This window comes from Microvirga lotononidis (genome assembly GCF_034627025.1).
Classification (GTDB): Bacteria; Pseudomonadota; Alphaproteobacteria; order Rhizobiales; family Beijerinckiaceae; genus Microvirga; species Microvirga lotononidis.
Map to the genome: position 1 here is coordinate 1,204,755 of NZ_CP141048.1, position 23,611 is coordinate 1,228,365.

Genomic DNA, 23,611 nt, shown 5'->3' on the forward strand with positions numbered 1-23,611 from the left:
CATGCCGATGGATTCCCGTGAAATCGAAAGCATGATCAAGGCCGCGCTGCCCGACGCGGTGGTCGAGATCAAGGACCTGGCCGGCGACGGCGATCACTATGCCGCCACCGTCACCTCCTCGGCCTTCAAGGGGAAGTCGCGGGTCCAGCAGCACCAGATGGTCTATGCAGCGCTGCAAGGACGCATGGGTGGCGTGCTTCATGCCCTTGCATTGACGACCGTGGCACCCGACAATTGAGACGTGAACCCGGCGCCTTGACCGCTGAGGAACAGGAGAGATTCATGGCTGACGCCAACCAGATCATCGACAACGAAGTGAAGTCCAACGACGTCGTGCTGTTCATGAAGGGCACGCCGCAATTCCCCATGTGCGGGTTCTCGGGCCAGGTGGTCCAGATTCTCAACTACCTCGGCGTGCCCTACAAGGGCGTCAACGTCCTCGAGGACGAGACCATCCGCCAGGGCATCAAGGATTACTCCAACTGGCCGACCATTCCCCAGCTCTACGTGAAGGGCGAGTTCGTCGGCGGCTGCGACATCACCCGCGAGATGTTCCAGGCCGGCGAGCTGCAGCAGCTCTTCGCCGACAAGGGCATCCAGGTCCAGCAGAGCGCCTGAGGACGGTTGTTCCGACGGAATCGAGGCGGGGCATGGCCCCGCCTTTCTTATTTCGGCCCCTCGTCACAAGGGGCGTCTTATGTCGCATTCCTTAAACGGCTCAGTTTTCGGCACAATGGTTTGTGCTGAACGCAACAGAAGAGCCGCTCGACACAGAATAAAAAGGAGCGGCGAAAAGGGGCTTTGTCCATGTTCGAACCCGAGACGAATGTCGTCGCCTTCAAGCCGCGCAAACCCGTGGCTCATCACCCCAGGAGCCTGATGGAGCGGATCTACGCCGCAGGCTCGCTCTCCATCCGGGCGGATGACCGGGCCACGAAGGCCGCGGCCGTCATGCTCCAGGCCCTCGACTTCCTGGTGATCGAGGAGATTCTGGCGGACGGCATCCCGCGCCGTCTTCAGCGCGGCGAGGCCCGCAAGGCCATGGACCGCCCCTGGCGGCTCTCGAAACCGGCTTTTTCCGGCGAGATCGGCGTTCCCGACGGCGGCGGGGCATTTCCGGCCTGACCCCGGCGCATCGTGCGGATCCCGAGAGTGCAGGTCCATTGGCGGGTCCCGTGTTCCGGACAGGCCGGGTTGGCCGCTCCTCTGGCCAATGGTACCCTGGGCGGCCGGCCTCCGAATGGCGGGATGGGCGGCATGCGGCGACAGGATCACCCGCCTTGTGAGGTGATCTTTCGGCGACGTTGAAGGGCTCACCCATGGCGCCCGTCCAGTCCAGGATCTGCAAGGGGTGCTGGCAGCAGCTGCGCATCCCCGTGCCTCTCAGGGGGCCGGCTTCCGTGCCCTTTCGCATCTTCGGCATTCGCCCGAGCCGGATGAATCCGAATACCTGCACGGTCTGCGAGCTCATGTTCACGCGGATCATGAAGGCCCGCAAAATTCCCGTCGATGTCTCGGTCCTTTTCGCGGACCTCAGGGGCTATACGGCCCTGTCGCAGTCCCTGCCGCCCGACGCGGTCTCATCCCTGCTCGACGCCTTCTACGACGAATGCGCGGAAGCGATCTGGGACTATGACGGCCTGCTCAACAAGACCATCGGCGATGCCATCATGGCCCTCTTCAACTTTCCGATCCAACAGCCGAACCATGCGGAGCAGGCGGTTCGGGCCGGGCGAGAAATCCTGCGGCGCTGCGAGATCCGCCGCAGGACCCTGCTCTCCGAACATGCCGCCCTTGGCGATACGGATCTCGGGGTCGGAATCGGCATCGATTCCGGCATGGCGAGCTTCGGGGAATTCGGCCGGTCGCATCGCGACCTGACCGCGATCGGCCCCGTGGTCAACACGGCCGCCCGCGCCCAGGCGGAGGCCGCGACCGGGGAAATCCTGGTGACCCGGGCCGTCTACGACAGGGCCGGGCGCGACATCGTCCAAGGGGAAGGCCGGGACTATCACTTGAAAGGCATCGAGGGCCCCGTCCGGCTATACGCGGCCTGACGCTCACGGACGGTTCAGGGCTGCCTTCATGAACGCGAGGGCATCGGACGAGGCCCATTCGGCCGGCCCCTTGAGCAGGGCGATCTCGCAACCGGAGGCATCGACCACGAAGGTGGTCGGCAGGCCGACCACATGGCCGGATTTCTGCAGCACCTGCAGCAGCTTGCCTTCCGGATCCGCGTGATAGGCCAGGTTCCGGATGCCGTTCTCCTGCAGCCAGGCCTTCGGCTTCTCGCGGTTGCGGGTGTCGACGTTGATGGCGACGACCTGGAAATCGGGACCACCCAGCTCCGTCTGAAGCTTGTCCAAGGCGGGCATTTCCTGGCGGCACGGCACGCACCAGGTCGCCCAGAGATTGACCAGGATCGTCTTGCCCTTGAAATCCGACAGGCTCATCGGCTGCCCCTCGGGGCCGTTGAAGGCGATGACGGGCGGCGGCTTCGGCGCATGGCTCACGCCGACCGCGGCCACCTCGCCCTTGGCGAGCGGCTTCAGGCGCTCGGCCGTCGGCTGCGACGCACGGCATTCGGCAACGCCGGCCGCCATGGGATCACGGGGTGCAAGGCCGTACCAGGCCGCGCCCGCGCCTCCGACGACCGCGAGGGCGCCGAGGCCGAGAAGCCAGCTTTTCCGGGAATTCACTGCATTCGACATGGCCCGTGATGTGGCGCTTTTTTGCGCAAGCCTCAAGCCCGAATGCGGAAGCGCGGCGCTTTCGCCCATCACGAAAGCGTTGAGCGCAGGGCCTGTTTTCGTCCACACCTAAAACCTCGGGCCAGAAGCGGACACCCCTTTCGGGATTCATCCGATGCTCCTTCGTTTGGCCGACGCATCGGATGAGGCGGACCGGGAGGGCCGCGTCAGCGAAAACCGGATCCACTGTTCCGCACCATGCGCTTGCCTCTCGCATCCTCAAACGCTTCCCGCTATGGTGCGGCCACGTTTCGGAGCTTGTAATGTCGTCCAGCCTGACTTTTCCCCGCGCAGTTGTGGTTGCGGGCCTTCTCGTCCTCGGTCTGACCGCCTGCGGCCGCCGCGGCGCCCTCGAGCCGCCGCCGGATGCTTCCGCCCAGGCGGCGGAGACCCAGACCCAGGTGCCGACGAGCGATGCCACCCTGCCCTCCCCGGTCGGCACGCCCCGCTCCAAGCCCAGCCGGGGCTACACGATTCCGAACAAGCCCTTTATCCTCGATCCGCTGCTTTAGGCTTTTCGATGCACCACTTTGCCTATCGTGACGGCGTCCTCCATGCGGAGGGCGTCGATCTGCGCCGCCTCGCGGACGAGGTCGGAACGCCGTTCTATTGCTATTCCTCGGCCACCCTGGAGCGTCACTACAGGGTCTTTGCCGAGGCCTTCGCCGATACGGACGCCCTCGTCTGCTATGCCATGAAGGCCAATTCGAACCAGGCTGTGCTCAGGACCCTCGGCCGCCTCGGCGCCGGCATGGACATCGTGTCCGAGGGCGAGCTGCGCCGGGCGCTGGCCGCCGGCGTTCCGGGCGAGCGGATCGTGTTCTCGGGCGTCGGCAAGACCCGGTCCGAGATGGCCTTCGCCCTCGACAGCGGCATCCTCTGCTTCAACGTGGAATCGGAGCCGGAGCTCGAGGCCCTGTCCGAAGTCGCCCTCTCCAAGGGTACGCGCGCGCGCGTGTCGATCCGCATCAACCCGGACGTGGATGCCAAGACCCACGCCAAGATCTCGACCGGCAAGTCCGAGAACAAGTTCGGCATCCCCATCGCGCGGGCCCGGGAGGTCTATGCGAGGGCGGCTGCGCTCAAGGGAATCGCGGTCACCGGGGTCGACATGCATATCGGCAGCCAGATCACGGATCTGGCCCCTTATGACAACGCGACCGCCCTGCTCGCCGAGCTGGCCCGGGACCTGATGGCCGACGGGCACAAGCTCCACCATATCGATCTCGGCGGCGGCCTCGGCATCCCCTATCGCGAGAACAACGAGCCCCCGCCGGATCCGCAGGCCTATGCGGCGATCATCAAGCGCCACACCAAGGATCTCGGTCTCAAGCTCGTCTTCGAGATGGGCCGACTGATCGCCGGCAATGCGGGCGTGCTCATCGCCCGGGTGATCTACGTCAAGCAGGGCGCCGACAAGCCCTTCGTGATCGTCGACGCCGCCATGAACGATCTCATCCGTCCGACGCTCTATGAGGCCCATCACGACATCAAGCCGGTCACCGAGGCCTCGCCCGACACGCCGCGCATCGTCGCCGACGTGGTCGGCCCCGTCTGCGAGACCGGCGATTACCTCGCCCTTTCGCGCGACATGCCCGAGGTCAAGGCCGGAGATCTCATCGCCATCATGACCGCCGGCGCCTATGGGGCGGTCCAGGCCAGCACCTACAACACCCGGCGCCTCGTGCCGGAGGTGCTCGTCCGCGGCGAAGAGCATGCCGTGGTGCGCCCGCGCCCGACCTACGAAGAGCTCATCGGACTCGACCGGGTTCCGGACTGGTTGGCCTGACGCGCAGCTGCGCGGGTTCACCTCTCCCTATCCCAAGTCGGGGGTTCCCGACTTGGGCTCGCGGGAACGGATCTTGGGAACACCCGAGATCCGGGGAGAGGTGGGCCGCAGCGCCCTCGGGAACACCTGAGTTCCGCCTCGAACAATCTCCGGCCTGAAAGATTGAGATCTCCGACCGCTCACCTCTTGTTGAAGCTCCGCGCGCAATTGACCGCTGGTCATCCGGGTCTCGCGTGCTAGCTTTTTGACGGGGGTTCACTGCACATTCCGTGCAGCGGGAGATGTTTGGCATGAGCGAAGGCCCGAACCCGTCGCCGGGACGCAGCCCCCTGAACCAGCGGTTCGGGCGTCTGGTCGCTCATGCACGCTGGTCCCTCTGGTGGGAGGAAGCCTGGCCCCGGCTCTGGCTGCCGCTCGCCATCGTGCTCCTGTTCTTCACGCTCTCCTGGCTCGGTCTCTGGCTCGATCTCACGCCCCTGTGGCGCTCCATCGGCCTGGGGCTCTTCGCGACGGCCCTCCTCGTGTCGCTCTGGCCGCTCCTTCGCCTGCGCATGCCCAGCCGCACGCGTGCCCTCGACCGCCTCGACCGGGACACGGGCCTCAGCCACGGCCCGGCCCGGGTTCTCGATGACACGCTGGCTCTCGGCGCGGCCGATCCAGGCACCAAGGCGCTCTGGGCCCTTCACCGCAAACGTGCGGAGGACGCGGTCGGCCGCATGCGCGTCGGCCTGCCCCAGCCCGACATGCCGAAGCGCGACCGTTACGCTCTGCGCGCCGCAGGACTTCTCGCCCTCGTGGCGAGCGCCTTCGTGGCGGGACCGGAGATCGGCTCGCGGCTGACTGCTGCCTTCGACTGGCGAAAGATCGAGACCGCCTCCCCGTCCTTCCGCATCGATGGATGGATCGATCCGCCGCTTTATACCCGCACGCCGCCGCTGATGATCGACCTGGCGCGGGGACAGAACCTGCGCGCTCCGATCCACTCCACCGTGGTGATCCGGATCGCCGGCGAGGGCAGCGCCGAAGTCACGCCTGGCAAGGGCCTGACGCCCCTTCCGGCCAAGGCCAATCAGCGCGCCGACATGCGCGAGGAACGCTATGTGCTGGACGGATCGAGCGAGCTGACGGTCAGCACGGGGTTCGCGCACAGCGTGACGCTGAATATCGAGGCCATTCCCGACCGGCTGCCCGAGATCGCCTTCACCGCGCCGCCCGAGGTCAATGCCCGCGGCACCTTCACCTTGAGCTACAAGGGCAAGGACGATTACGGCATCGCCTCCCTCGAGGGAATCGTCGAGAAGGCCGACAACAGCAAGGGCCGCTCCCTCGTCCCCGCTCCCCAGCTCACCCTGGCCCTGCCGAGCCATGAGGAGAACGCCCCGGACACCAAGTCCCCGGTCGACCTCACGAACCACGCCTGGGCCGGCGCGCCGGTGACGATCCAGCTCAAGGCCAAGGACGAAGCCGGTCAGGAAGCGCGGAGCGAGAAGATCACCTTCACCCTGCCGCAGCGCCCCTTCACCAATCCCCTGGCCAAGGCGCTGGTCGAACAGCGGCGCAATCTCGTGCTCGCGCCCGATGATCGCAAGCGCGTGCAGGTGGCGCTCGACGCGCTGCTGATCGCTCCGGAGGATTACACGCCGCAATGGGGTGTGTTCATGGGCCTGCGGACCGGTGCGGAGCGCCTGCGCGTCGCCAGGACCGATCAGCAATTGCTCGATGTGGCCGATTGGCTCTGGGCCATGGCGCTTCAGATCGAGGACGGCAACCTCTCCGATGCGGAGCGGGACCTGCGCGCCGCCCAGGACCGCCTGAAGGAAGCCATGGACCGGGGCGCCCCGGACGAGGAGATCCGCCGCCTGACGGACGAGCTGCGGCAGGCCATGGACAAGTTCCTGCGCGAATTCGCCCAGCGCATGCAGCAGAACCAGCAATCCCAGGACCAGAACCAGCGCACGCCGCCGGACCGGATGATTTCGCAGGACGACCTCAATCGCATGCTGCGTCAGATGGAGGACGCCATGCGCCGGGGCGACGTGGCCGAGGCCCAGCGCCTGCTGGAGCAGTTGCGCAACATCCTCGAGAACCTGCAGACGGCACAGCCCAACAGCCGCATGACCGATCCGCTCGGGCGCGAGATGAACCAGGCCATGCAGGACATGGAGGACATGGCGCGCGAGCAGCAGAACCTGCGCGACGAGACCTTCCGGGACGGCCAGAACCGGCGCATGCAGCAGGGCGACCGCCCTCGTCAGGGGCAGCGTCAGGGCCAAAGGCAGCAGGGACAGCGCCAACAGGGCCAGCAAGGTCAGCAGGGTGAGCAGGAGCAGGCCGAGAACGGCCAGGGCGGTCAGGATCAGGATCCCTTAGGCCTTCGGCAGAGACAGCAGGCCCTGCGGGAAAGGCTGGAAGAACTGCAGCGCCGCATGCAGGGCATGGGAATGCAGAACGAGCAGGGCCTGGGCGACGCCGAGCAGGCGATGCGCGAGGCCGAAGGCGCGCTGGGCCAGGGCCAGGACGGCCCGGCCGTGGACGCCCAGGGACGGGCGCTGGAAAATCTCCGTCGCGGCATGCAGGGCATGGCCCAGCAGATGCAACAGATGCAGCAGGGCGACGGCCAGGGGAACGAACAGGCCGGCGACCAGCCCGGCCAGGGCAATCCGCAGGGCAACCAGCAGGCGGGACAGCGCGACACCGATCCTCTCGGACGCCCGACGCGGAACCGGGACTATTCCGACGGGCGCGTCGACGTGCCCAGTGCCAACCAGTCGCCAGCCCAGCGGGCGCAACGGATCTTGGAAGAATTGCGGCGCAAGCTTGGCGACCCGAGCCGGCCGCAGGAGGAGCTCGATTATTTCGAGCGGCTGCTGCGACGGAATTGACATTAGGGCAAACAGTCCTCTTGCCTCGCCTCCAGGTTCGGGTCACGGTCGCCCGAACTTCTCGATGGAATCAAGATGACGAGTTTTGTCGATCTGCTTGTGCCGATTGCGGTTGTGGCCGTCGCCTTCGTGCTGCTTCTGGGCCTGATCAACATGCTGCGCGGGGGAAATGCCAATCGGTCGCAGCACCTCATGCGCTTGCGCGTCCTGCTTCAGTTCGTGGCGATCATCGTGATCATGGGCGTGATCTGGTGGCGCGCCGCATGACGTTGGGACAGGTACAGAAACCTGTGCCTGTTGTTCACACGATGCATCGGGCACCTTCGTATTGACACTTTTTCGCCACGGTTTGTATTAAGAGAACGTTAGCCATAACGGCATAGCCTGTGGCCTGATTTTTTTATTCAGTTACGGATCTCTTAATGCGCATCAGCCCAGCCATAGGCATGAGCCTTCTCGTCCTCTTCATGGGGGCGTCAGGTGTCCTAGGCTCCGAATTCAAGCGGCAAGCGAGTTCCTCCCAGGCCTCAACCCAGCCGAGCCTGCTGTCGGAGTTCCGTTTTGGATTCTCCGCCCAGGATCCGTGGGGCCCGGAAGGACAAGGCGGTTCCGCCAATCTCACCGGCGAAATCCTTTTCTCGAAACCGTTTACGGCGTCGGACCTTTTCACCAGCTATTTCATTCCCCGGCCGCATGTGGGCGGCAGCCTGAATTTCGATGGCCGTACGAGCTTCGCCTATGCGGGTCTTTCCTGGACCGTCGACGTCACGCCCGATATCTTCGTCGAGGGCAGCGTCGGCGGCGCCTTTCACAACGGCAAGGATCATCCCTTGGCCCATCGCCAGGAGCTCGGGTGCTCGCCCCTCTTCCGCGAATCGGGCTCCGTGGGCGTGCGGCTCTCGGCGAACTGGAGCGTGATGGCGACCGTCGAGCATCTCTCCAATGGCGGTCTCTGCTCGGACGAGAATAGAGGCTTGACGAATGTCGGCGCGCGGGTTGGGTATTCGTTCTAACTGAACCCCAACCTTCGGGCTTTGCATGGTCGTCCTCAACCGCATCTACACCCGCACCGGCGACAAGGGCACCACGGCCCTGGCCGCCGGCGGACGTCGCCCGAAATTCGATTTGCGCATCGAGGCTTACGGCACGGTCGACGAGACCAATGCCTGCATCGGCCTGGTTCGCCTGCACACGCAAGGCCACGAGATCGACGCGATGCTCGGCCGCATCCAGAACGACCTCTTCGATCTCGGCGCCGATCTCGCCACCGTCGAATCGGACAAGCCCCTTCCCTATGAGCCGCTGCGCATCACGCAGGGACAAGTCGATCGCCTCGAACAGGAGATCGACCGGCTCAATGCGGACCTGTCGGTTCTGCGCTCCTTCGTCCTTCCCGGCGGCACGCCCGCTGCGGCCGCCCTCCACCTCGCCCGCACGGTCAGCCGTCGCGCGGAGCGCCTCGTGGTGGAGCTCATGGACAAGCCGGGCGAAAAGGTGTCCGCGGAAACCGTGAAGTACCTGAATCGCCTGTCGGATTTTCTTTTCGTCGCGTCCCGCTACGTCAATGACAAGGGCGAACTCGACGTCCTCTGGGTGCCCGGACAGAACCGTTAAAGCATCGAACCCGAAACCGGGTCCACTTTTCCGTCCGATGCGCTAGGATCGGACCCATGTTTCTACCGCTTCACGATGGCGTCCCGCTCAAGAACATGAAGACGCCGCTCGCGACGCGGTTTCTGATCGGCCTCTGCGTGGCCGCCTATCTCTTCACCTTCTACGGCCCTCTCGGCGAGGACGCCGTGGTGGGCGGCCTCGGCTTCATCCCGTCGGTCCTGTTCGGAACCGAGGTGCTGCCGGAAGGCTATCCCTTCGTCCCGGTCGAGATGACGCTCGCCACAAACATCTTCCTGCATGGCTCGCTGTTCCACCTGATCGGCAACATGCTGTTCCTCTGGGTGTTCGGCGACAACGTGGAGGACGCGATGGGGCATGTGCGCTTCGTCGTCTTCTTCCTGCTCTGCGGGATCGCCGCGAGCCTTGCCCACGCCTTCATCACCACCGAGCCGCACCGCCCCCTGATCGGGGCCTCCGGCGGCGTGTCGGGTGTGGTGGCCGCCTATCTCATCCTCTATCCACGGGTGAAGATCTGGGGCCTGTTCCTGAAGGGCATTCCCCTGCACCTTCCTGCCTATTGGACCATCGGCCTCTGGTTCGCCCTGCAGCTCGCCTCGGCCTTTCTCGGCGGGGACGAGAGCGTCGGCTGGTTCGCCCATCTTGGCGGCTTCCTCGTGGGCGCTCTTCTCATCCCCCTCATGCGCCGCCGGTACGATCCTGTGCTCGCCCGCGCCCAGGCGCAGGAACTACGGGCGCCGCCCTGACGGCCGGAACGCCCGCGGAAGGAGCGGGCGCATCGAATGGCTCCGAAAAGTGGTTTCCACTTTTAGGCCCGATGCTCTAGGTTCCGATCCGCCTTTTTCCTATATGTCCGGAGGGCTGGCTTTCCGCCATATCCGGATCCGATCTTTGGTGAGGACAAACGAATGAAGCTTCTTGTCTGCGTGAAGCGGGTTGTGGATTACAACGTGAAGATCCGGGTGAAGCCGGACGGGTCGGGCGTGGAACTGGCCAACATCAAGATGTCCATGAACCCCTTCGACGAGATCGCCGTCGAGGAGGCGGTCCGCCTCAAGGAGCAGGGCAAGGCCACCGAGATCGTCGCCGTGTCCATCGGCCCGCAACAGGCCGGCGAGACCATCCGCACCGCGCTCGCCATGGGCGCCGACCGGGGCATCCTGGTCAAGACCGACGCCGCCGTCGAGCCGCTGGCGGTGGCCAAGATCCTGGCCAAGGTGGTCGAGCAGGAGAAGCCCGACCTCGTCATCATGGGCAAGCAGGCCATCGACGACGATTCGAACCAGACCGGCCAGATGCTGGCCGCCCTGCTGGGCTGGCCCCAGGGCACCTTCGCGTTCAAGGTCAACGTGGCCGAGGGTTCCATCGACGTCACCCGCGAGGTCGACGGCGGCCTGCAGACGGTGGGCCTGAAGCTGCCCGCCATCGTGACCACGGACCTGCGCCTCAACGAGCCGCGCTATGCTTCGCTGCCCAACATCATGAAGGCCAAGAAGAAGCCGCTCGACGAGACCAGCCCGGAGACGCTCGGCGTCGACGTCGCCCCGCGCCTGAAGGTGGTCAAGACCGCCGAGCCCGGCGGCCGCAAGGCGGGCGTGAAGGTCGGCTCCGTGGCCGAACTGGTCCAGAAGCTCAAAGTCGAAGCCGGCGTGCTCTAAGGAGAACAAGACCCATGACCACTCTTCTGATCGCCGAGCACGACAACGCTCACCTGAAGGACGCCACCCACAAGGCGCTCTCGGCGGCACGAGCCCTGGGCGCACCCGTGCATGTGCTGGTCGCCGGCGCGAACGCCAAGGCCGCGGCTGACGCGGCCGCGAAGCTCGAGGGCATCGAGAAGGTGCTGCTCGCCGATGCCCCGGCGTACGAGCACCAGCTCGCCGAGCCGACCGCCGCCCTCATCGTGGCGCTGGCCGGCCCCTACGATGCCCTGGTGGCGCCCGCCACCAGCAAGGGCAAGAACGTGATGCCGCGTGTCGCCGCCCTGCTCGACGTGATGCAGGTCTCCGACATCATCAAGGTGGTGTCGCCGGACACCTTCGAGCGCCCGATCTATGCCGGCAACGCCATCCAGACCGTCCAGGCCACCGACGCCAAGAAGGTGATCACCGTGCGCACTGCCGCCTTCCCGGCGGCGGCCGAGGGCGGCTCAGCCCCCATCGAGACGGTGAATGCCGCCGAGGATCCTCAGCTGTCGTCGTTCAAGGGCGAGGAGATCGCCCAGACCGACCGGCCTGAGCTGACCTCGGCCAAGATCATCATCTCGGGCGGGCGCTCGCTCGGCTCGGCCGATGCCTTCAAGCAGTACATCGAGCCGATTGCCGACAAGCTCGGTGCGGCCATGGGCGCCTCGCGCGCGGCGGTGGATGCGGGTTATGCTCCCAACGACTGGCAGGTGGGCCAAACCGGCAAGGTGGTGGCGCCCGATCTCTACATCGCGGTGGGGATTTCAGGGGCTATTCAGCATCTGGCCGGCATGAAGGATTCGAAGGTGATCGTGGCGATCAACAAGGACGAGGAGGCCCCGATCTTCCAGGTGGCCGATTACGGCCTCGTCGGCGACCTCTTCCAGATCCTGCCGGAACTGAAGGAGGAGTTGACCAAAGCTGGTCAATAAGGTCAGGAATAGTGACGGACCGGGCGGGCCCTCCGCCCGGCCGCATGTGGCGATCGGATTCAGGCAGAAGGTCAGATGGGCATAGAGATCAAAACGGTTGGCGTTGTCGGATCCGGGCAGATGGGCAGCGGTATCGCCCATGTCTGCTCGCTCGCGGGATTGAACGTCCGGCTGAACGATCTCTCCGAAGATCGGATCAATGCCGGCCTCGCCACGATCAATGGCAACATGGCGCGCCAGGTCTCCAAGGGCGTCATCACCGATGCCGACCGGCAGGCCGCGCTCGAGCGGATCAAGCCGGCCCGCACCTACGACGACCTAGCCGTCTGCGATATCGTCATCGAGGCTGCGACCGAGAACGAGGAGGTGAAGCGCAAGATCTTCACCAATCTCAGCCCCTCGCTCCGCCCCGACGCGCTGCTCGCCACCAACACGTCGTCGATCTCGATCACCCGCCTCGCCGCCGCGACCGACCGGCCGGAGCGGTTCATCGGCATCCACTTCATGAACCCGGTCCCGGTGATGCAGCTCGTCGAGCTTATCCGCGGCATCGCGACCGAGGACCATACCTACGAATCCGCCAAGGAATTCATCGCCAAGCTCGGCAAGACCTCGACCGTCTCCGAGGATTTCCCCGCCTTCATCGTCAACCGCATCCTGCTGCCGATGATCAACGAGGCGATCTACACCCTCTACGAGGGCGTGGGCTCGGTCGAAGCCATCGACACGGCCATGCGGCTCGGCGCGAACCATCCCATGGGCCCGCTGCAGCTGGCCGATTTCATCGGCCTGGATACCTGCCTGTCGATCATGCAGGTGCTGCACGAGGGCCTCGCCGATTCCAAGTACCGCCCCTGCCCACTTCTGGTGAAGTACGTCGAGGCCGGCTGGCTCGGCCGGAAGACCAAGCGCGGGTTCTACGATTATCGCGGCGAGAAGCCGGTCCCGACCCGCTGAAGGTCCCATTCGAGGGCTAGAGACGGGACAGGACGGCAATAGGGCAACGAAAAGCGGTTCTCTGAAGCCACAGACCCGGACGCTCTCAGGACGCCCTCAGGAATATCCCAGTTCGGGATCGGTGGCTTCATCGTGCATGCCAGACGCACTGCCAGGGCAAAGGCGCAGTCACTCCGGCAGGCCGGCCTTTTCCAGTCCTGTGATGTAGAGGTCGGCCATGCGGGGATGGTGGAAGCCGGTGCTGCGGGACGTGCGCAGGCTCGAGGTGGGTTGCGCCTTCAGAAGCTCGGCGATAACCGCCTGAGCCTCCTCGATGCGGCCAAGATGTGCGAGTGCCGCCGCAAGGTAGCGGCGCGCGACATTGTGGGTTGGAATCTCAACCAGGATGCGGCTGGTCAAGTTGACCGTCTCCTCGAAATGACCCGCGAACAGGTGCGCCGCCGCCAGACCGAGCATCGGGAAATAACCTTTTGGCTCGACCGGGTTCATCCGTCGCGCCTCTTCGAACTGCTCGATGGCCCGCAGGCTGTCCCCGAAGTAGTGGTATACCCATCCACAGAACGAGCGCACATGAACCGAATTCGGGTGAAGGGCTAGCGCCCGGTTGGCGAGGTCAAGCGATTGTTCGAAGCGGACGCCCAGGGTGGAATAGGCCCAGGCCGCGACGGCAAGGACCGCCGCATTCTCAGGATCGGCCGCGATCGCCCGTCCCGCCAGTTCGCAGGCTTCGATGGTGCTAGCCTGCTTGTCCGCAGCCCATCCGTTGACATTCATGCGAACGAGACATTCAGCGAGGGCCGCAAGCGCATCCGCATAGGTCGGGTCGAGAGCCACGGCCCTGCGCAGTAGACCTTCGGCCTCCTCGAAACCCGCTCGGGAGTAGACGTTGATGGCCGGGAGCGCGCGTAGATACAAGTCGTAGGCATCGAGATTGTCGGTCGGCTTGCGCCGTGCCCGTTCGATTTCCGCCAGCCGGAGGCTCGGCTCGACGGCCGCGACGACGCTTGTGGTGATGCGATCCTGGAGTTCGAAAATCTCCGAGATCTCGCCATCGAAGCGGTCAGCCCACAGGTGTGCGCCCGTGGCGGCTTCCAGCAGCTGGCCCGAGATCCGGACACGCGGACCGGCCTTGCGGATCGAGCCTTCCAGGAGGTAACGAACGCCGAGCTCGCGGCCGATCTGGCGCGCGTCGACGGACTTGTTCTTGTAGGTGAAGGACGAGTTCCGGGCGATGACAAAGAGCCACCGGACCCGGCTCAAGGCCGTGGTGACGTCCTCCACGATGCCGTCGGCGAAGTACTCCTGGTCCGGGTCGCCGCTCATGTTGCTGAACGGGAGCACCGCGATCGAGGGCTTTTCGGGAGCGGAGCGTGATGTGGCGGATGCTGTCCGAGACGGAATGGATGAACTGGGCCCCAGAGCATAGGCTCGAACGGGCTCGTCGATGTTCTTCAGTGTCTGCGGCCCAAGATCGGCGAACGGGAGGGAGATGGCCTTTCGCACATAGCCATAGGCCGTATCCGAGATGCAGAGGCCACCTGGCGCAGCGATGCTCTCCAGCCGAGCGGCGATATTGACCCCCTCGCCCAGCAGGTCGCCGCCGCGCACCATCACGTCGCCGACATGCACCCCGATCCGGAACTGGAGGCGCTTGTCCTCGGGCCTGTCCTGATTGGCGGCTGCGAGGGTCTCCTGCACCTGGGCGGCGCATCGGACCGCGTCGACAGCGCTTGGGAACTCGGCCAGGACGCTGTCGCCCGCGGTGTTGGCGATCCGCCCGCCGTAATCGGCAATGAGTCGGTCCATGATGTCACGATGAGAGGTCAGGGCCCGCAACGTGCCAGCCTCATCCTGGGCCATGAGCCGGGAATAGCCGGCTATGTCGGCGGCCAAGATGGCCGCCAGCCTGCGTTCGATCCGCATGGCGTCCGGTTCCATCGGGGCGCTCCGCTCCCCGGGAGAATGATCGAGGAAGATAACGCTGATCCGGGAGATGGCAAAGAGGACTGCCTAGAGCCGCTTCCACTCACGTGGAATCATCTCTCTTCTTTGCTGGCCGTATTTTTGACGGTGAACCGGATCCACTTCAGCGAAAAATGCTCTAGGCCGCTTCGTGGAACGTCTCAAAACGGCACGTCTGCCAGGGAGACGGAATGTCTGCTGACGAGGAAGCAGAAGACACCCATGGGACGGGAGCAATGTCTCGGATGACGCGCTCCGTTCCTTGCGCAGAGCATTGATGGTCTTTCACTGCATCCCTCTTTCCGCGCTCGCAACCGCTTTCCGGGCACGGCTTGGATCCTTTTTCAGACGATGTATGATCCGACGGTGCAGGGGTCTTCGCCAACCCCACGCAGTGGTAAGACGTTTCCGTGCCTTTACGACCGGAAGCCGGTCGCTCGCTCCATTCGGCATGCATGGCACGCGACGGCAAGGCGAAAGGTTTCACCATAGAGCCAACGAGGTATTGAAATCCGTCGTGGCTGTACAAGCTCAAGCCCCATATCACAGGGGAACGGGCAGGATGCCGATACGGATCAATGGAACCGAGGCTGATCTTCCGGCCGATGCGCGTGTGTCGCTGCTCGACCTGCTGCGCGAGACGCTGAATCTTCACGGCACCAAGAAGGGATGTAACCAGGGGGCATGCGGTGCCTGCACCGTTCTCGTCGATGGCGAGCGCATCGTCTCCTGCTTGGCGCTCGCGATTCAGTATGACGGGCGCGACATCACCACGATCGAAGGCCTCGCGGGCGAACACGGATTGCACCCTTTGCAGCAGGCGTTCATCGATCATGACGGGTTCCAGTGCGGCTATTGTACGCCGGGTCAGATCTGCTCTGCGATCGGCATGGCATCGGAGCTGAAACGTGGCGTTCCGAGCCACGTCACGGGCGACCTGACGACCGGGCAGATCGCGCTCACGCGCGAAGAGTTGGCCGAGCGGATGAGCGGCAATCTGTGCCGCTGCGGCGCGCACAACGGCATCGTCGATGCGATCACCGAAGTGTATGCAAAGGATCTTGCATGATTCCGGTCACCTATTTCCGAGCTGCCGACGCGGCCGATGCGCTGCGCCACGGAGCCGCAACCGGCGCCAAATATCTGGGCGGCGGCACCAATCTCGTCGACCTGATGCGTGAGACGGTGGAGCAGCCGGCGGCGCTCGTGGACGTCACAGGCCTGTCCGGTGCCATAGAGAGTCGCGACGATGGCAGCTTGCTGATCGGCGCCGAGGCCCGGAACACGGCCGTTGCCGAACACCGCCTCGTTCGCGAGCGTTATCCCGTGCTCGCCCGTGCCATCCTGGCAGGGGCTTCGGCCCAGATCCGCAACATGGCGACCGTGGGCGGCAATATCCTTCAGCGCACGCGCTGCACCTATTTCTATGACAGTGACGGGTCGCGCTGCAACAAGCGCACGCCCGGTCAAGGCTGCGACGCGATCGACGGATTCAATCGGATGCACGCGATCCTGGGCGCCTCGCACTCCTGCGTCGCCACGCATCCGTCGGACATGTGCGTGGCTCTGGCCGCACTCGACGCCGTGGTGCATCTCAAGAGCGCGGCAGGCGAGCGGACATTGCCTCTGACCGAGCTGCACCGCTTGCCCGAGGGAAGACCGGATATCGAGACGATCCTCACTCCGGGCGAGCTGATCACCGCAGTCGAGCTACCGGCCCTGCCGCCATCGATCCGCTCTACCTACCGCAAGGTTCGCGACAGAGCATCCTATGCCTTTGCCTTGATCTCGGTCGCGGCGGCGCTCGAGGTGGAAAACAACACGATCAAGCACGTGCGCCTTGCCCTGGGCGGCGTCGCACACAAACCGTGGCGCGCACGGAAAGCGGAAGTGCTGCTCCAGGGCCAGCCGGCAATCGAGCAGAGCTTCCGCGCCGCCGCGGAGGCGGAACTGGCCGATGCCGTCCCGCTTCGCGACAACGGGTTCAAGATCGAACTCGCAAAGCGCACCATCACGGCCGTCCTGGGCGAACTGGCGAGAGGCTCCGCATGAGCATCGTGGACAGCGCGAAGCAGGCAGCGCAGGCTGCCGCGCAGACAGTTTTGAAGAAGGCCGTCGAGCTGGCGCCGGACAGTTGGATCCCGGGCGGAAAGCCCGATCCGCTGATCCATCATCGGCATGGCCACGTCGGCAAGCCGGTCTCCCGGATCGATGGTCCGTTGAAGGTGCAAGGAAAGGCGACCTTCGCGGCCGAGTTCACGCTGGAGGGCATGGCCTATGCAGCGGTTGCCTTCGGCACGGTGCCGAAGGGTCGCATCGCGACACTCGATACGACCAGGGCGGAGGCCGCGCCGGGCGTCATTCTCGTGATGACATACCGGAATGCGCCCAGAATGCACCCGATGCCGCTGTTCTTGACGGGTGAGAAAGCCGCCGGCGGCGACAACCTGCCGATCATGCAGGATGACCGGATCCACTGGAATGGCCAGCCGATCGCAGTGGTTCTCGCCGAGACGCAGGAGCAGGCTGATCACGCTAAATCCTTGATCCGGGTGACGTACGAGGTGGAGACCGCCACAACCGCCTTCGCCGAGGCCAAGGCACAGGGGACCGAGCCGGGCTTGTTCATGGGCCACCCGCTCGAGGTGGAGATCGGCGACGCGGAAGCGGCGCTGGCGAAGGCCGCGGTCAAGGTTGACGTTGGCTATCGCACGCCACGCCACAACCACAATGCCATCGAGCCGCATGCAGCGACGCTCGCATGGGACGGCGACAACCTGATGATCCACGACGCCTCGCAGGCGGTGGGCCATACCGCATGGTCGCTTGCCAAGGTCTTCGGCATCAACGAACGCCAGGTCCACGTCACCTCACCCTATGTGGGCGGCGGTTTCGGCTCCAAGACCTTGTGGCAGCATCAGGTCCTGGCTGCGGCGGCGTCGAAGCTCGCCGGCCGGCCGGTTCGCATCGCGCTCTCGCGCGAGGGTGTGTACCGGATGGTGGGCGGGCGCACTCTTACCGAGCAGCGCGTCGCGATCGGTGCCAAGGCCGATGGCCGCTTTGAGGCGATCATCCATACCGGCACGGTCGCGATGACCCGCCACAACGCTCTGCCTGAGCCGTTCATCCTGCCGGCCCGCAGCGCCTATGCGGCCGAAAGCTTCAAGCTCGATGTCGAAGTGGCGTATCTCGACATGCTGGCCAACACGTTCATGCGCGCTCCGGGAGAGGCGGTCGGCACCTTCGGCCTCGAATGCGCCGTGGATGAACTCGCCGTGGCGCTGGGGATGGACCCGGTCGAACTCAGGATCCTGAACGAGCCCGACAAGGATCCGACCGAGGGCACGCCATTTTCCGCCCGTCACATCGTCGAGGCTTGGCGGGCAGGCGCCGAACGGTTCGGCTGGGCAAACCGCAATCCCACGCCGGGAGCTGTGCGGGACGGCGAGTGGCTGGTCGGGATGGGGTGCGCCACCGCGACCTATCCCTATTACCGGATGCCTGGCGGCGCGGCACGGATCACGCTCACTCAGGACGGCAGGGCCCGCGTGGAGATTGCCGCGCACGAGATGGGCATGGGGACCGCCACCGCGCAGACTCAAGTCACGGCGGAGCGCCTGGGTCTCGAGTTGGATCAGGTCACCTTCGCATACGGGGACTCATGGCAGCCCGGCGTCGTGCTCGCGGGCGGTTCGCAGCAGACCGCCGCGATCGGCGCCGCCGTGATCGCAGCCCAGCATGCGCTCGTCACGGAACTGCTTAAGCTCGCCGGCAACGACTCTCCGCTCGCGGGACTGAAAGCCGACGAGGTCGGCGGCTTCGCCGGGGGCTTGGCCAAGCTCGATGACCTCTCCCGGCATGAAAGCTATGCTTCTATCCTGGCACGTGTCCAGCGGCACGAGGTCGTCGTGGAGGCGAGCGCACCGCTCCCCCTGGAGACGCAGCACTGGTCGATGCACTCCTATGGCGCGATGTTCTGCGAGGTGCGGGTCAACACGATCACCGGCGAGACACGCGTCAGTCGCTTTCTCGGCTCGTTTGACTGCGGGCGCATCCTCAACGCCAAGACGGCGGCCAGCCAACTGCGTGGCGGCATCATCATGGGACTTGGCCTTGCCCTGATGGAGGAAACGCAATTCGACGAGCGCAAGGGGCGCATCATGAATCCCAGCCTCGCCGAGTATCACGTGCCGGTGCATCTGGACGTGCCCGCCATTGAGGTGATCTGGACCGACATACCCGATCCACATACGCCCATGGGCGCGCGGGGAATCGGCGAGATCGGCATCACCGGAACCGGCGCAGCGGTTGCGAATGCCATCTACAATGCCACCGGTAAACGCATTCGCGATCTGCCGATCACGCTCGACAAGCTGATGTAACCAACTCACCCCCGCAGCATCGGGAAGGTTGCCAGCGACATTCGTGTCAGGCGCCAAGCTGTCGACGTCGGCGGCCGTCTGGGTGCCGTCAAGCGCATCGAGACGATGCGGACAGGGGGCAGCGGCAAAGCGGTTGGAGCAGCGCGAACGACATCCACTCCCGAAGGATTCGGGCGTACCTCCCACGAGTTGTATTCAAGCCGCAAACACCGTGTTCTAATGGAGTTGGTGAACGGTTGATTGCCCGCACCTTCTCGCTATGTTTGCGCATATCGCTTGCCCGGATCTGCGCATTATCCGTCCTGATCCTCAATCGTGGACGATGTCCCAGTTGCCGCGCAGCTAGTTCGATAGACGGACTCTGGTAAAGGTAAAGGGAATACCATGTCTTTACCCAATTCGCCGAGCGAGCATCCATCTGAAGAGACTGGCACGACGATCGTCGTGTTGGCAGGGAGTCTTCTCTTTCAGGATTGTCTCGCCGAGGCGATGCGGCCTGCATTTCCCGGGGCAACGATCCTTGGCGCATCCACTCCTGCCGAGCTTGTTCACTCACACGCCATGGCCAAAGGGCCCGATCTGGTCGTCCTGAGCGTCGATCTGCAATCGGGTCTCAAGGAGAAAACGGCGAGTACCATCAAGGCCGCCGTAGAACACTTTCCCGGCACGCCGATCATCGTCATCGGAAACTGCAATGACCCGTCCGATGTCGACAACGCGATCTCGGCTGGAGCGCAGGGCGTGATCCCAATGACGGCCTCGCTCAAGATCGCAATCGCGGCCGTGCAGCTCGTCATGGCGGGCGAAACATATTATCCTCGTCAAGTCGTCCCGGGCACGCCGACTCGCACACGAGCATCCCAACCCTCAGCTGCCGGGATAGAACCGCTTCGCGCTCAATTTCAGCCGCACAACCAGGTCCAACGGCACCCGAACTTGACTGTCGTTGGAGCGAGCACTCCACCCAACGCCATCGATGAACTGCATGATTCCAAAGCCAACTTTACCACCCGCGAGGCGGAAGTCCTGGCAGCTCTCCAGAAAGGCTATTCCAACAAGTGGATTGCTCACCGTCTGGGACTGTCCCAAAATACCGTCAAGGCCCACATCCGGCACATTCTGCGCAAGCTCCACGCGACCAATCGAACCGAAGCGGTTGTTCTCTCCCAATATCTATCGCCATCGGGCGTCGCAGCATCGACGACAAGAATCGATTAGATTTTCGGGACCCGTTCGACACGCACATTCCGAAGCCAATACGTCATCCGGCACGTCCCGGAAGACTTTGTCCGCGCAGCCTCTCGGGAGGGTGCGAGGTGGCTTGCTCGGACGAAGCGTAAGAGCATCGTTCGCGGACGAGGAGCCTCGGTTTCCTGCGACGTATCAGGTCCTGCTACGCTCATCAGCTTGTCCTTGGTGACTTCAATCCTCCCTGAAAGCCCGGTGGAAGCTGTCGAGAAGCGGACGCAGAGCGTAGAGAGCCACCGTGCTCCGCCCCGTTTTGATAAAGGCTTGAACCGGCATGCCGGCGATGATTTCGATCCCTTCGTCCCTTTCCAAAGAGTCGTCGTTGATTTGAATCTTCGCAGCATAATAAGGCTGATCCGTCCTCTTGTCGGTCAGGCGATCCGCCGAGACATATGTGACTCGCCCGGCAAGCGGCGTGACACGACGGACGCTGTAAGGCAGAAGGTGCACCTCGGCTTCGAGACCGGTGCGGACGACATCGATGTCTTCGGGCCTGAGATGCGCGACGACGATCAGCCGATCCTCCTTCGGAACAAGGTCCATCAAGGGGGCCCCTGAACCGATCACGCCTCCCGGAGTGTGGACCCTCAGATCTGTCACGATACCATCCTCGGGCGCCCTTACGTCGGTTCGAGCCAGTTGATCCTCGACGGCTCGCATCTTCTCGAGAAAGACGGCGATCTGACTTTGGGTCTCCCTCAACGACTGGGCAATCTCGTTCTGACGGTCGCTTTCAAGCTTGAGAAGCGTCGCCTGCGATTCGCTGATGACTTGGCGGGCCCGTGAGATCTGGGCGGCCGTCTCACCCCTGCGCCCGTCGATCTCGACCATTTCCCGTTCGAGAGACAGGAGCCGTGGGCGTCGCTCGAGGCCCTTCTCGACCAGCGTCGCAACTGCCGTTCTCTCCTCTCGGATGATGTCCGCCCGCTTGGCGGCGGCGTTCTCCTGAGCTTGCAATCCCGCGATCTCTTCTTTGACCTGCGAGATCCGTTCACGAATGATGGCGGATTGGGATTGAAGGACCTGCGAGCGGGTCTCGAGTATCTTCTGCTGCCCGCTGATAACCGCGGCAACCGACGGATTGCTGCGGCCGGCTACCTCCAGCGAGGTCGGAACGACGATCCGGTCCAGGTGATCCCTCTCCGCCAGCAGGCGCGCCTCGCGCGCCTTGGCGTCCAGATACTGTTCGAACCAGCTCTGGCGTTCGGAATAGACCTTCGTCCGATCGAGCCGGACGAGAATCTGACCACTCGAGACCGCGTCGCCGTCCTGCACCAGGATCTCCTTGATGATGCCGCCCTCCAGATGCTGAATGGTCTTGCGGCTGGTTTCCGCCTCCACGGTGCCGGCTGCGATTGCCGCGCTCTCCAGAGGCGCGAAGACGGACCAGGTTCCGAGAATGCCGAAGAATCCGAAGATGATGGCGTTTCCCAGCCAGATCACGCCGCGCATCCGCGCCATGGGAGTGCGGGGTACCGGACTCGGCGACCATTCCGTGATCTGCGGTGATAGCTCGATCATCCCTGCCACGGTTCGTTCCTCCTTCATCGGATGATCTTTGCAGGCAGCCTACCGCACCTCCGTGGGCGGAGACGGCCTGCGCGATGCGTCGATCTGAGGATGCCGCAGATGGCGCTCGAAAATCTCCTGGCTTCGCCCGAATGCACTCAAGGACCCTGCCTCCAGAATCGCGATCTTGTCCGTCGCGGGCAAAATCCCCGTCCGGTGCGTGATCACTACGACAGTCGCTCCACTGGCCTTGAGCGTCTCGATGACATTGAACAGAATCTGCTCTCCCCGATGGTCGAGATTCGCATTCGGCTCATCCAGGACGACCAGCCGTGGGCGCCGGAAACAGGCCCGCGCGATTCCGAGGCGCTGACGCTGACCGAGCAGGAGGCGGCCTGCCGCCTCGCTCATCTCCGTGTCATAGGCTCTCGGAAGCTGCATGATCGCCTCATGCAGACCCACGAGCCTGGCCGCCTCGATGACCTCCGCTTGATCGCTGCCCGTCAGGCGCCCTATGGCCTCCCCCACCGATCCCCCGAAAAGCTCAATTTCCTGCGGCATGTAGCCGAAGTGTCCCCCTCCTCCGGCCCGCCGCCACGTCGCAACCTCGATGGCGTCGAGGGCGATGCAGCCAGTCGCCGGCGTCGACAAGCCTGCGATCAACCTTCCGAGGACCGACTTTCCTGCACCGGACGGCCCGATCAACCCGAGGCACTCGCCTGGCGACAGGCGGAAGGAGATCCCTTTCAAGACGCAGGTATTGGTCCCAGGCAGGCAGTACGTGACGTTCGAGACGGTGAGATGGCCTGTCGGCACCGGAAGCTTCATGCCGTTCTGCCTCACGGCGGGCGTGCCAGCCTCGAGAACGTCGCTCAGACGCCGATAGGCATCGCGCGTCGCGCCGATGGTCCTCCAGCCGCTTGCGATGCCTTCGATCGGCGCCAGCCCGCGACCGAACAGAAGACTCGAGGCGAATATGATGCCCGGGTTCCGGTGCCCGTCGAGGACGAGCCAGGCGGCCGCTCCCATGATGACGACCTGGGCCAAGGCCCTGGTGGGTCTGGCCAATGCCTGGATCCGATTGGTCCGATGCGTCACGGCCTGAAGCGCATTCCTGGCCTCCTCTGCATCGTCGTGGATCAGTTTCGCGGCTCCATACGTCATGCCCAGAGCTCGGATGATGTGAATGCTGTTCAGCGCCTGCCACAGGCGGCTATAGCTCTTGGCCTGAGCATTCATGGCCTGCGCGAGAGGCGCCCGCGTTGCGATTTCGCCCGCCAAGGCGAAGCCGACGAGCAGGAGGGCGCAGATCAAGCCGATGCCGCCGAGAAGCGGATCGAGCAGAAAGAGAACGCCGAGAAAGAGCGGAGCCCACAGCAGGTCGAAGAAGAGCGCCGCCATCGGCGAGTCGATGAACTGCCGCAACGTTCCGAGATCTCGGTAGGCTTCATTGGCTCTGGCGGGATTGGATTGAGACGCGTATTCGAATGCGGCCAGCAGCACCACGGGACGCAGGCGATCGTCCAACCAGGTTGCAATCCGGGAAAGGGCCATCCGGCGTACGGTGTCGAGCAGACCGCCTGTCAGCACCGCCACGCAGACGATCAGGGTCAGCATGACCAGCGTATCAACGCTGCGGCTCGACAGCACGCGGTCATAGATCTGCAAAAGGTAGATCGATGGCGACAGAAGCAGCAGGTTGAAGCCGCAGCTGTAGGCGAAAACGAGAAGGAACGAGCTCATGCAAGCCATGAGCGCGGCCTGCAGCGGCGTCTGCCGGTTACGTCGGTCGGTCGAGGCCATCATGGAACCGTAGCGTTCGCTCCCCATGTCCGTCGGCTCGGCAATCCGCCTGCGAGGGTTGGGCAGCAAAGGATCCGGCG

The 23,611-nt window shown here is 64.4% G+C and carries 22 protein-coding genes; 18 read left to right on the forward strand and 4 right to left on the reverse strand.

Annotated elements, in window-relative coordinates; all coding sequences use genetic code 11:
• Position 1 precedes the first annotated feature (1 nt).
• The 4 genes from U0023_RS05675 (at position 2) to U0023_RS05690 (ending at position 2,057) form a co-directional block, all read left to right on the forward strand.
• Positions 2-238 carry a BolA family protein gene (locus tag U0023_RS05675; protein ID WP_009763310.1) on the forward strand — a complete coding sequence of 79 codons (237 nt, stop codon included), beginning with the start codon at positions 2-4 and terminating at the stop codon, positions 236-238.
• Positions 239-282: 44 nt separating this feature from the next.
• Positions 283-618 (forward strand): Grx4 family monothiol glutaredoxin, encoded by a 336-nt coding sequence (grxD, locus tag U0023_RS05680; RefSeq protein ID WP_009763309.1) that lies wholly within the window; start codon positions 283-285, stop codon positions 616-618.
• A 189-nt stretch (positions 619-807) separates the two neighbouring features.
• Complete coding sequence (locus U0023_RS05685) at positions 808-1,125, forward strand: hypothetical protein (RefSeq protein WP_009763308.1); 318 nt, start codon at positions 808-810, stop codon at positions 1,123-1,125.
• A gap of 194 nt (positions 1,126-1,319) precedes the next feature.
• Positions 1,320-2,057: an adenylate/guanylate cyclase domain-containing protein gene (locus U0023_RS05690; protein WP_009763307.1), complete on the forward strand. Its 738-nt coding sequence runs from the start codon at positions 1,320-1,322 to the stop codon at positions 2,055-2,057.
• Between the two features lie 3 nt (positions 2,058-2,060).
• Here the strand turns inward: U0023_RS05690 and tlpA are convergent, their stop codons facing one another.
• Complete coding sequence (gene tlpA, locus U0023_RS05695) at positions 2,061-2,819, reverse strand: thiol:disulfide interchange protein TlpA (protein ID WP_009763306.1); 759 nt, start codon at positions 2,817-2,819, stop codon at positions 2,061-2,063.
• A gap of 194 nt (positions 2,820-3,013) precedes the next feature.
• On the opposite strand from tlpA, the gene lptM reads away from it, so the two are divergent.
• The 10 genes from lptM to U0023_RS05745 all read left to right on the forward strand — a co-directional run bounded on the left by lptM (position 3,014) and on the right by U0023_RS05745 (position 12,627).
• Positions 3,014-3,262 (forward strand): LPS translocon maturation chaperone LptM, encoded by a 249-nt coding sequence (lptM, locus tag U0023_RS05700; protein WP_009763305.1) that lies wholly within the window; start codon positions 3,014-3,016, stop codon positions 3,260-3,262.
• 8 nt (positions 3,263-3,270) lie between these two features.
• A complete protein-coding gene (lysA, locus tag U0023_RS05705; protein WP_009763304.1) occupies positions 3,271-4,539 on the forward strand; it encodes a diaminopimelate decarboxylase in 1,269 nt (422 codons plus the stop codon).
• Positions 4,540-4,829: 290 nt separating this feature from the next.
• A complete protein-coding gene (locus U0023_RS05710) occupies positions 4,830-7,421 on the forward strand; it encodes a TIGR02302 family protein (RefSeq protein WP_009763303.1) in 2,592 nt (863 codons plus the stop codon).
• Between the two features lie 75 nt (positions 7,422-7,496).
• Positions 7,497-7,688, forward strand: coding sequence for a twin transmembrane helix small protein (locus tag U0023_RS05715; RefSeq protein ID WP_009763302.1), 192 nt, complete (start codon positions 7,497-7,499; stop codon positions 7,686-7,688).
• Between the two features lie 155 nt (positions 7,689-7,843).
• Complete coding sequence (locus tag U0023_RS05720; protein ID WP_009763301.1) at positions 7,844-8,434, forward strand: acyloxyacyl hydrolase; 591 nt, start codon at positions 7,844-7,846, stop codon at positions 8,432-8,434.
• A 25-nt stretch (positions 8,435-8,459) separates the two neighbouring features.
• Entirely contained in the window at positions 8,460-9,035 is a 576-nt protein-coding gene (locus tag U0023_RS05725) for a cob(I)yrinic acid a,c-diamide adenosyltransferase (protein WP_009763300.1), read from the forward strand.
• A gap of 56 nt (positions 9,036-9,091) precedes the next feature.
• Positions 9,092-9,799, forward strand: coding sequence for a rhomboid family intramembrane serine protease (locus U0023_RS05730; protein ID WP_009763299.1), 708 nt, complete (start codon positions 9,092-9,094; stop codon positions 9,797-9,799).
• A 162-nt stretch (positions 9,800-9,961) separates the two neighbouring features.
• Positions 9,962-10,711 (forward strand): electron transfer flavoprotein subunit beta/FixA family protein, encoded by a 750-nt coding sequence (locus U0023_RS05735; RefSeq protein ID WP_009763298.1) that lies wholly within the window; start codon positions 9,962-9,964, stop codon positions 10,709-10,711.
• Between the two features lie 14 nt (positions 10,712-10,725).
• The gene (locus tag U0023_RS05740) at positions 10,726-11,670 is read left to right on the forward strand and encodes an electron transfer flavoprotein subunit alpha/FixB family protein (protein WP_009763297.1); all 945 of its coding nucleotides are present in this window, start codon (positions 10,726-10,728) and stop codon (positions 11,668-11,670) included.
• A 75-nt stretch (positions 11,671-11,745) separates the two neighbouring features.
• A complete protein-coding gene (locus tag U0023_RS05745) occupies positions 11,746-12,627 on the forward strand; it encodes a 3-hydroxybutyryl-CoA dehydrogenase (RefSeq protein ID WP_009763296.1) in 882 nt (293 codons plus the stop codon).
• Positions 12,628-12,795: 168 nt separating this feature from the next.
• Here the strand turns inward: U0023_RS05745 and U0023_RS05750 are convergent, their stop codons facing one another.
• Positions 12,796-14,565, reverse strand: coding sequence for an adenylate/guanylate cyclase domain-containing protein (locus U0023_RS05750; protein WP_009763295.1), 1,770 nt, complete (start codon positions 14,563-14,565; stop codon positions 12,796-12,798).
• Positions 14,566-15,151: 586 nt separating this feature from the next.
• On the opposite strand from U0023_RS05750, the gene U0023_RS05755 reads away from it, so the two are divergent.
• From U0023_RS05755 to U0023_RS05770, 4 genes are all read left to right on the forward strand, one after another.
• The gene (locus U0023_RS05755) at positions 15,152-15,658 is read left to right on the forward strand and encodes a 2Fe-2S iron-sulfur cluster-binding protein (RefSeq protein WP_009763294.1); all 507 of its coding nucleotides are present in this window, start codon (positions 15,152-15,154) and stop codon (positions 15,656-15,658) included.
• A complete protein-coding gene (locus tag U0023_RS05760; protein WP_009763293.1) occupies positions 15,655-16,641 on the forward strand; it encodes an FAD binding domain-containing protein in 987 nt (328 codons plus the stop codon). Before U0023_RS05755 ends, U0023_RS05760 begins: the two co-directional genes overlap by 4 nt.
• Entirely contained in the window at positions 16,638-18,971 is a 2,334-nt protein-coding gene (locus tag U0023_RS05765; RefSeq protein WP_009763292.1) for a xanthine dehydrogenase family protein molybdopterin-binding subunit, read from the forward strand. The genes U0023_RS05760 and U0023_RS05765 overlap by 4 nt, the downstream gene beginning before the upstream one ends.
• 384 nt (positions 18,972-19,355) lie before the next feature.
• Positions 19,356-20,189: a response regulator transcription factor gene (locus U0023_RS05770; RefSeq protein ID WP_009763291.1), complete on the forward strand. Its 834-nt coding sequence runs from the start codon at positions 19,356-19,358 to the stop codon at positions 20,187-20,189.
• A gap of 204 nt (positions 20,190-20,393) precedes the next feature.
• Here U0023_RS05770 and U0023_RS05775 read toward each other — a convergent pair whose 3' ends face one another.
• Together U0023_RS05775 and U0023_RS05780 are read right to left on the reverse strand one after the other, a co-directional pair.
• Positions 20,394-21,767, reverse strand: a complete 1,374-nt coding sequence (locus tag U0023_RS05775; RefSeq protein ID WP_154661128.1) for an HlyD family type I secretion periplasmic adaptor subunit — start codon at positions 21,765-21,767, stop codon at positions 20,394-20,396.
• 21 nt (positions 21,768-21,788) lie between these two features.
• Positions 21,789-23,558 carry a type I secretion system permease/ATPase gene (locus tag U0023_RS05780; protein ID WP_009763289.1) on the reverse strand — a complete coding sequence of 590 codons (1,770 nt, stop codon included), beginning with the start codon at positions 23,556-23,558 and terminating at the stop codon, positions 21,789-21,791.
• Positions 23,559-23,611: the final 53 nt, after the last annotated feature.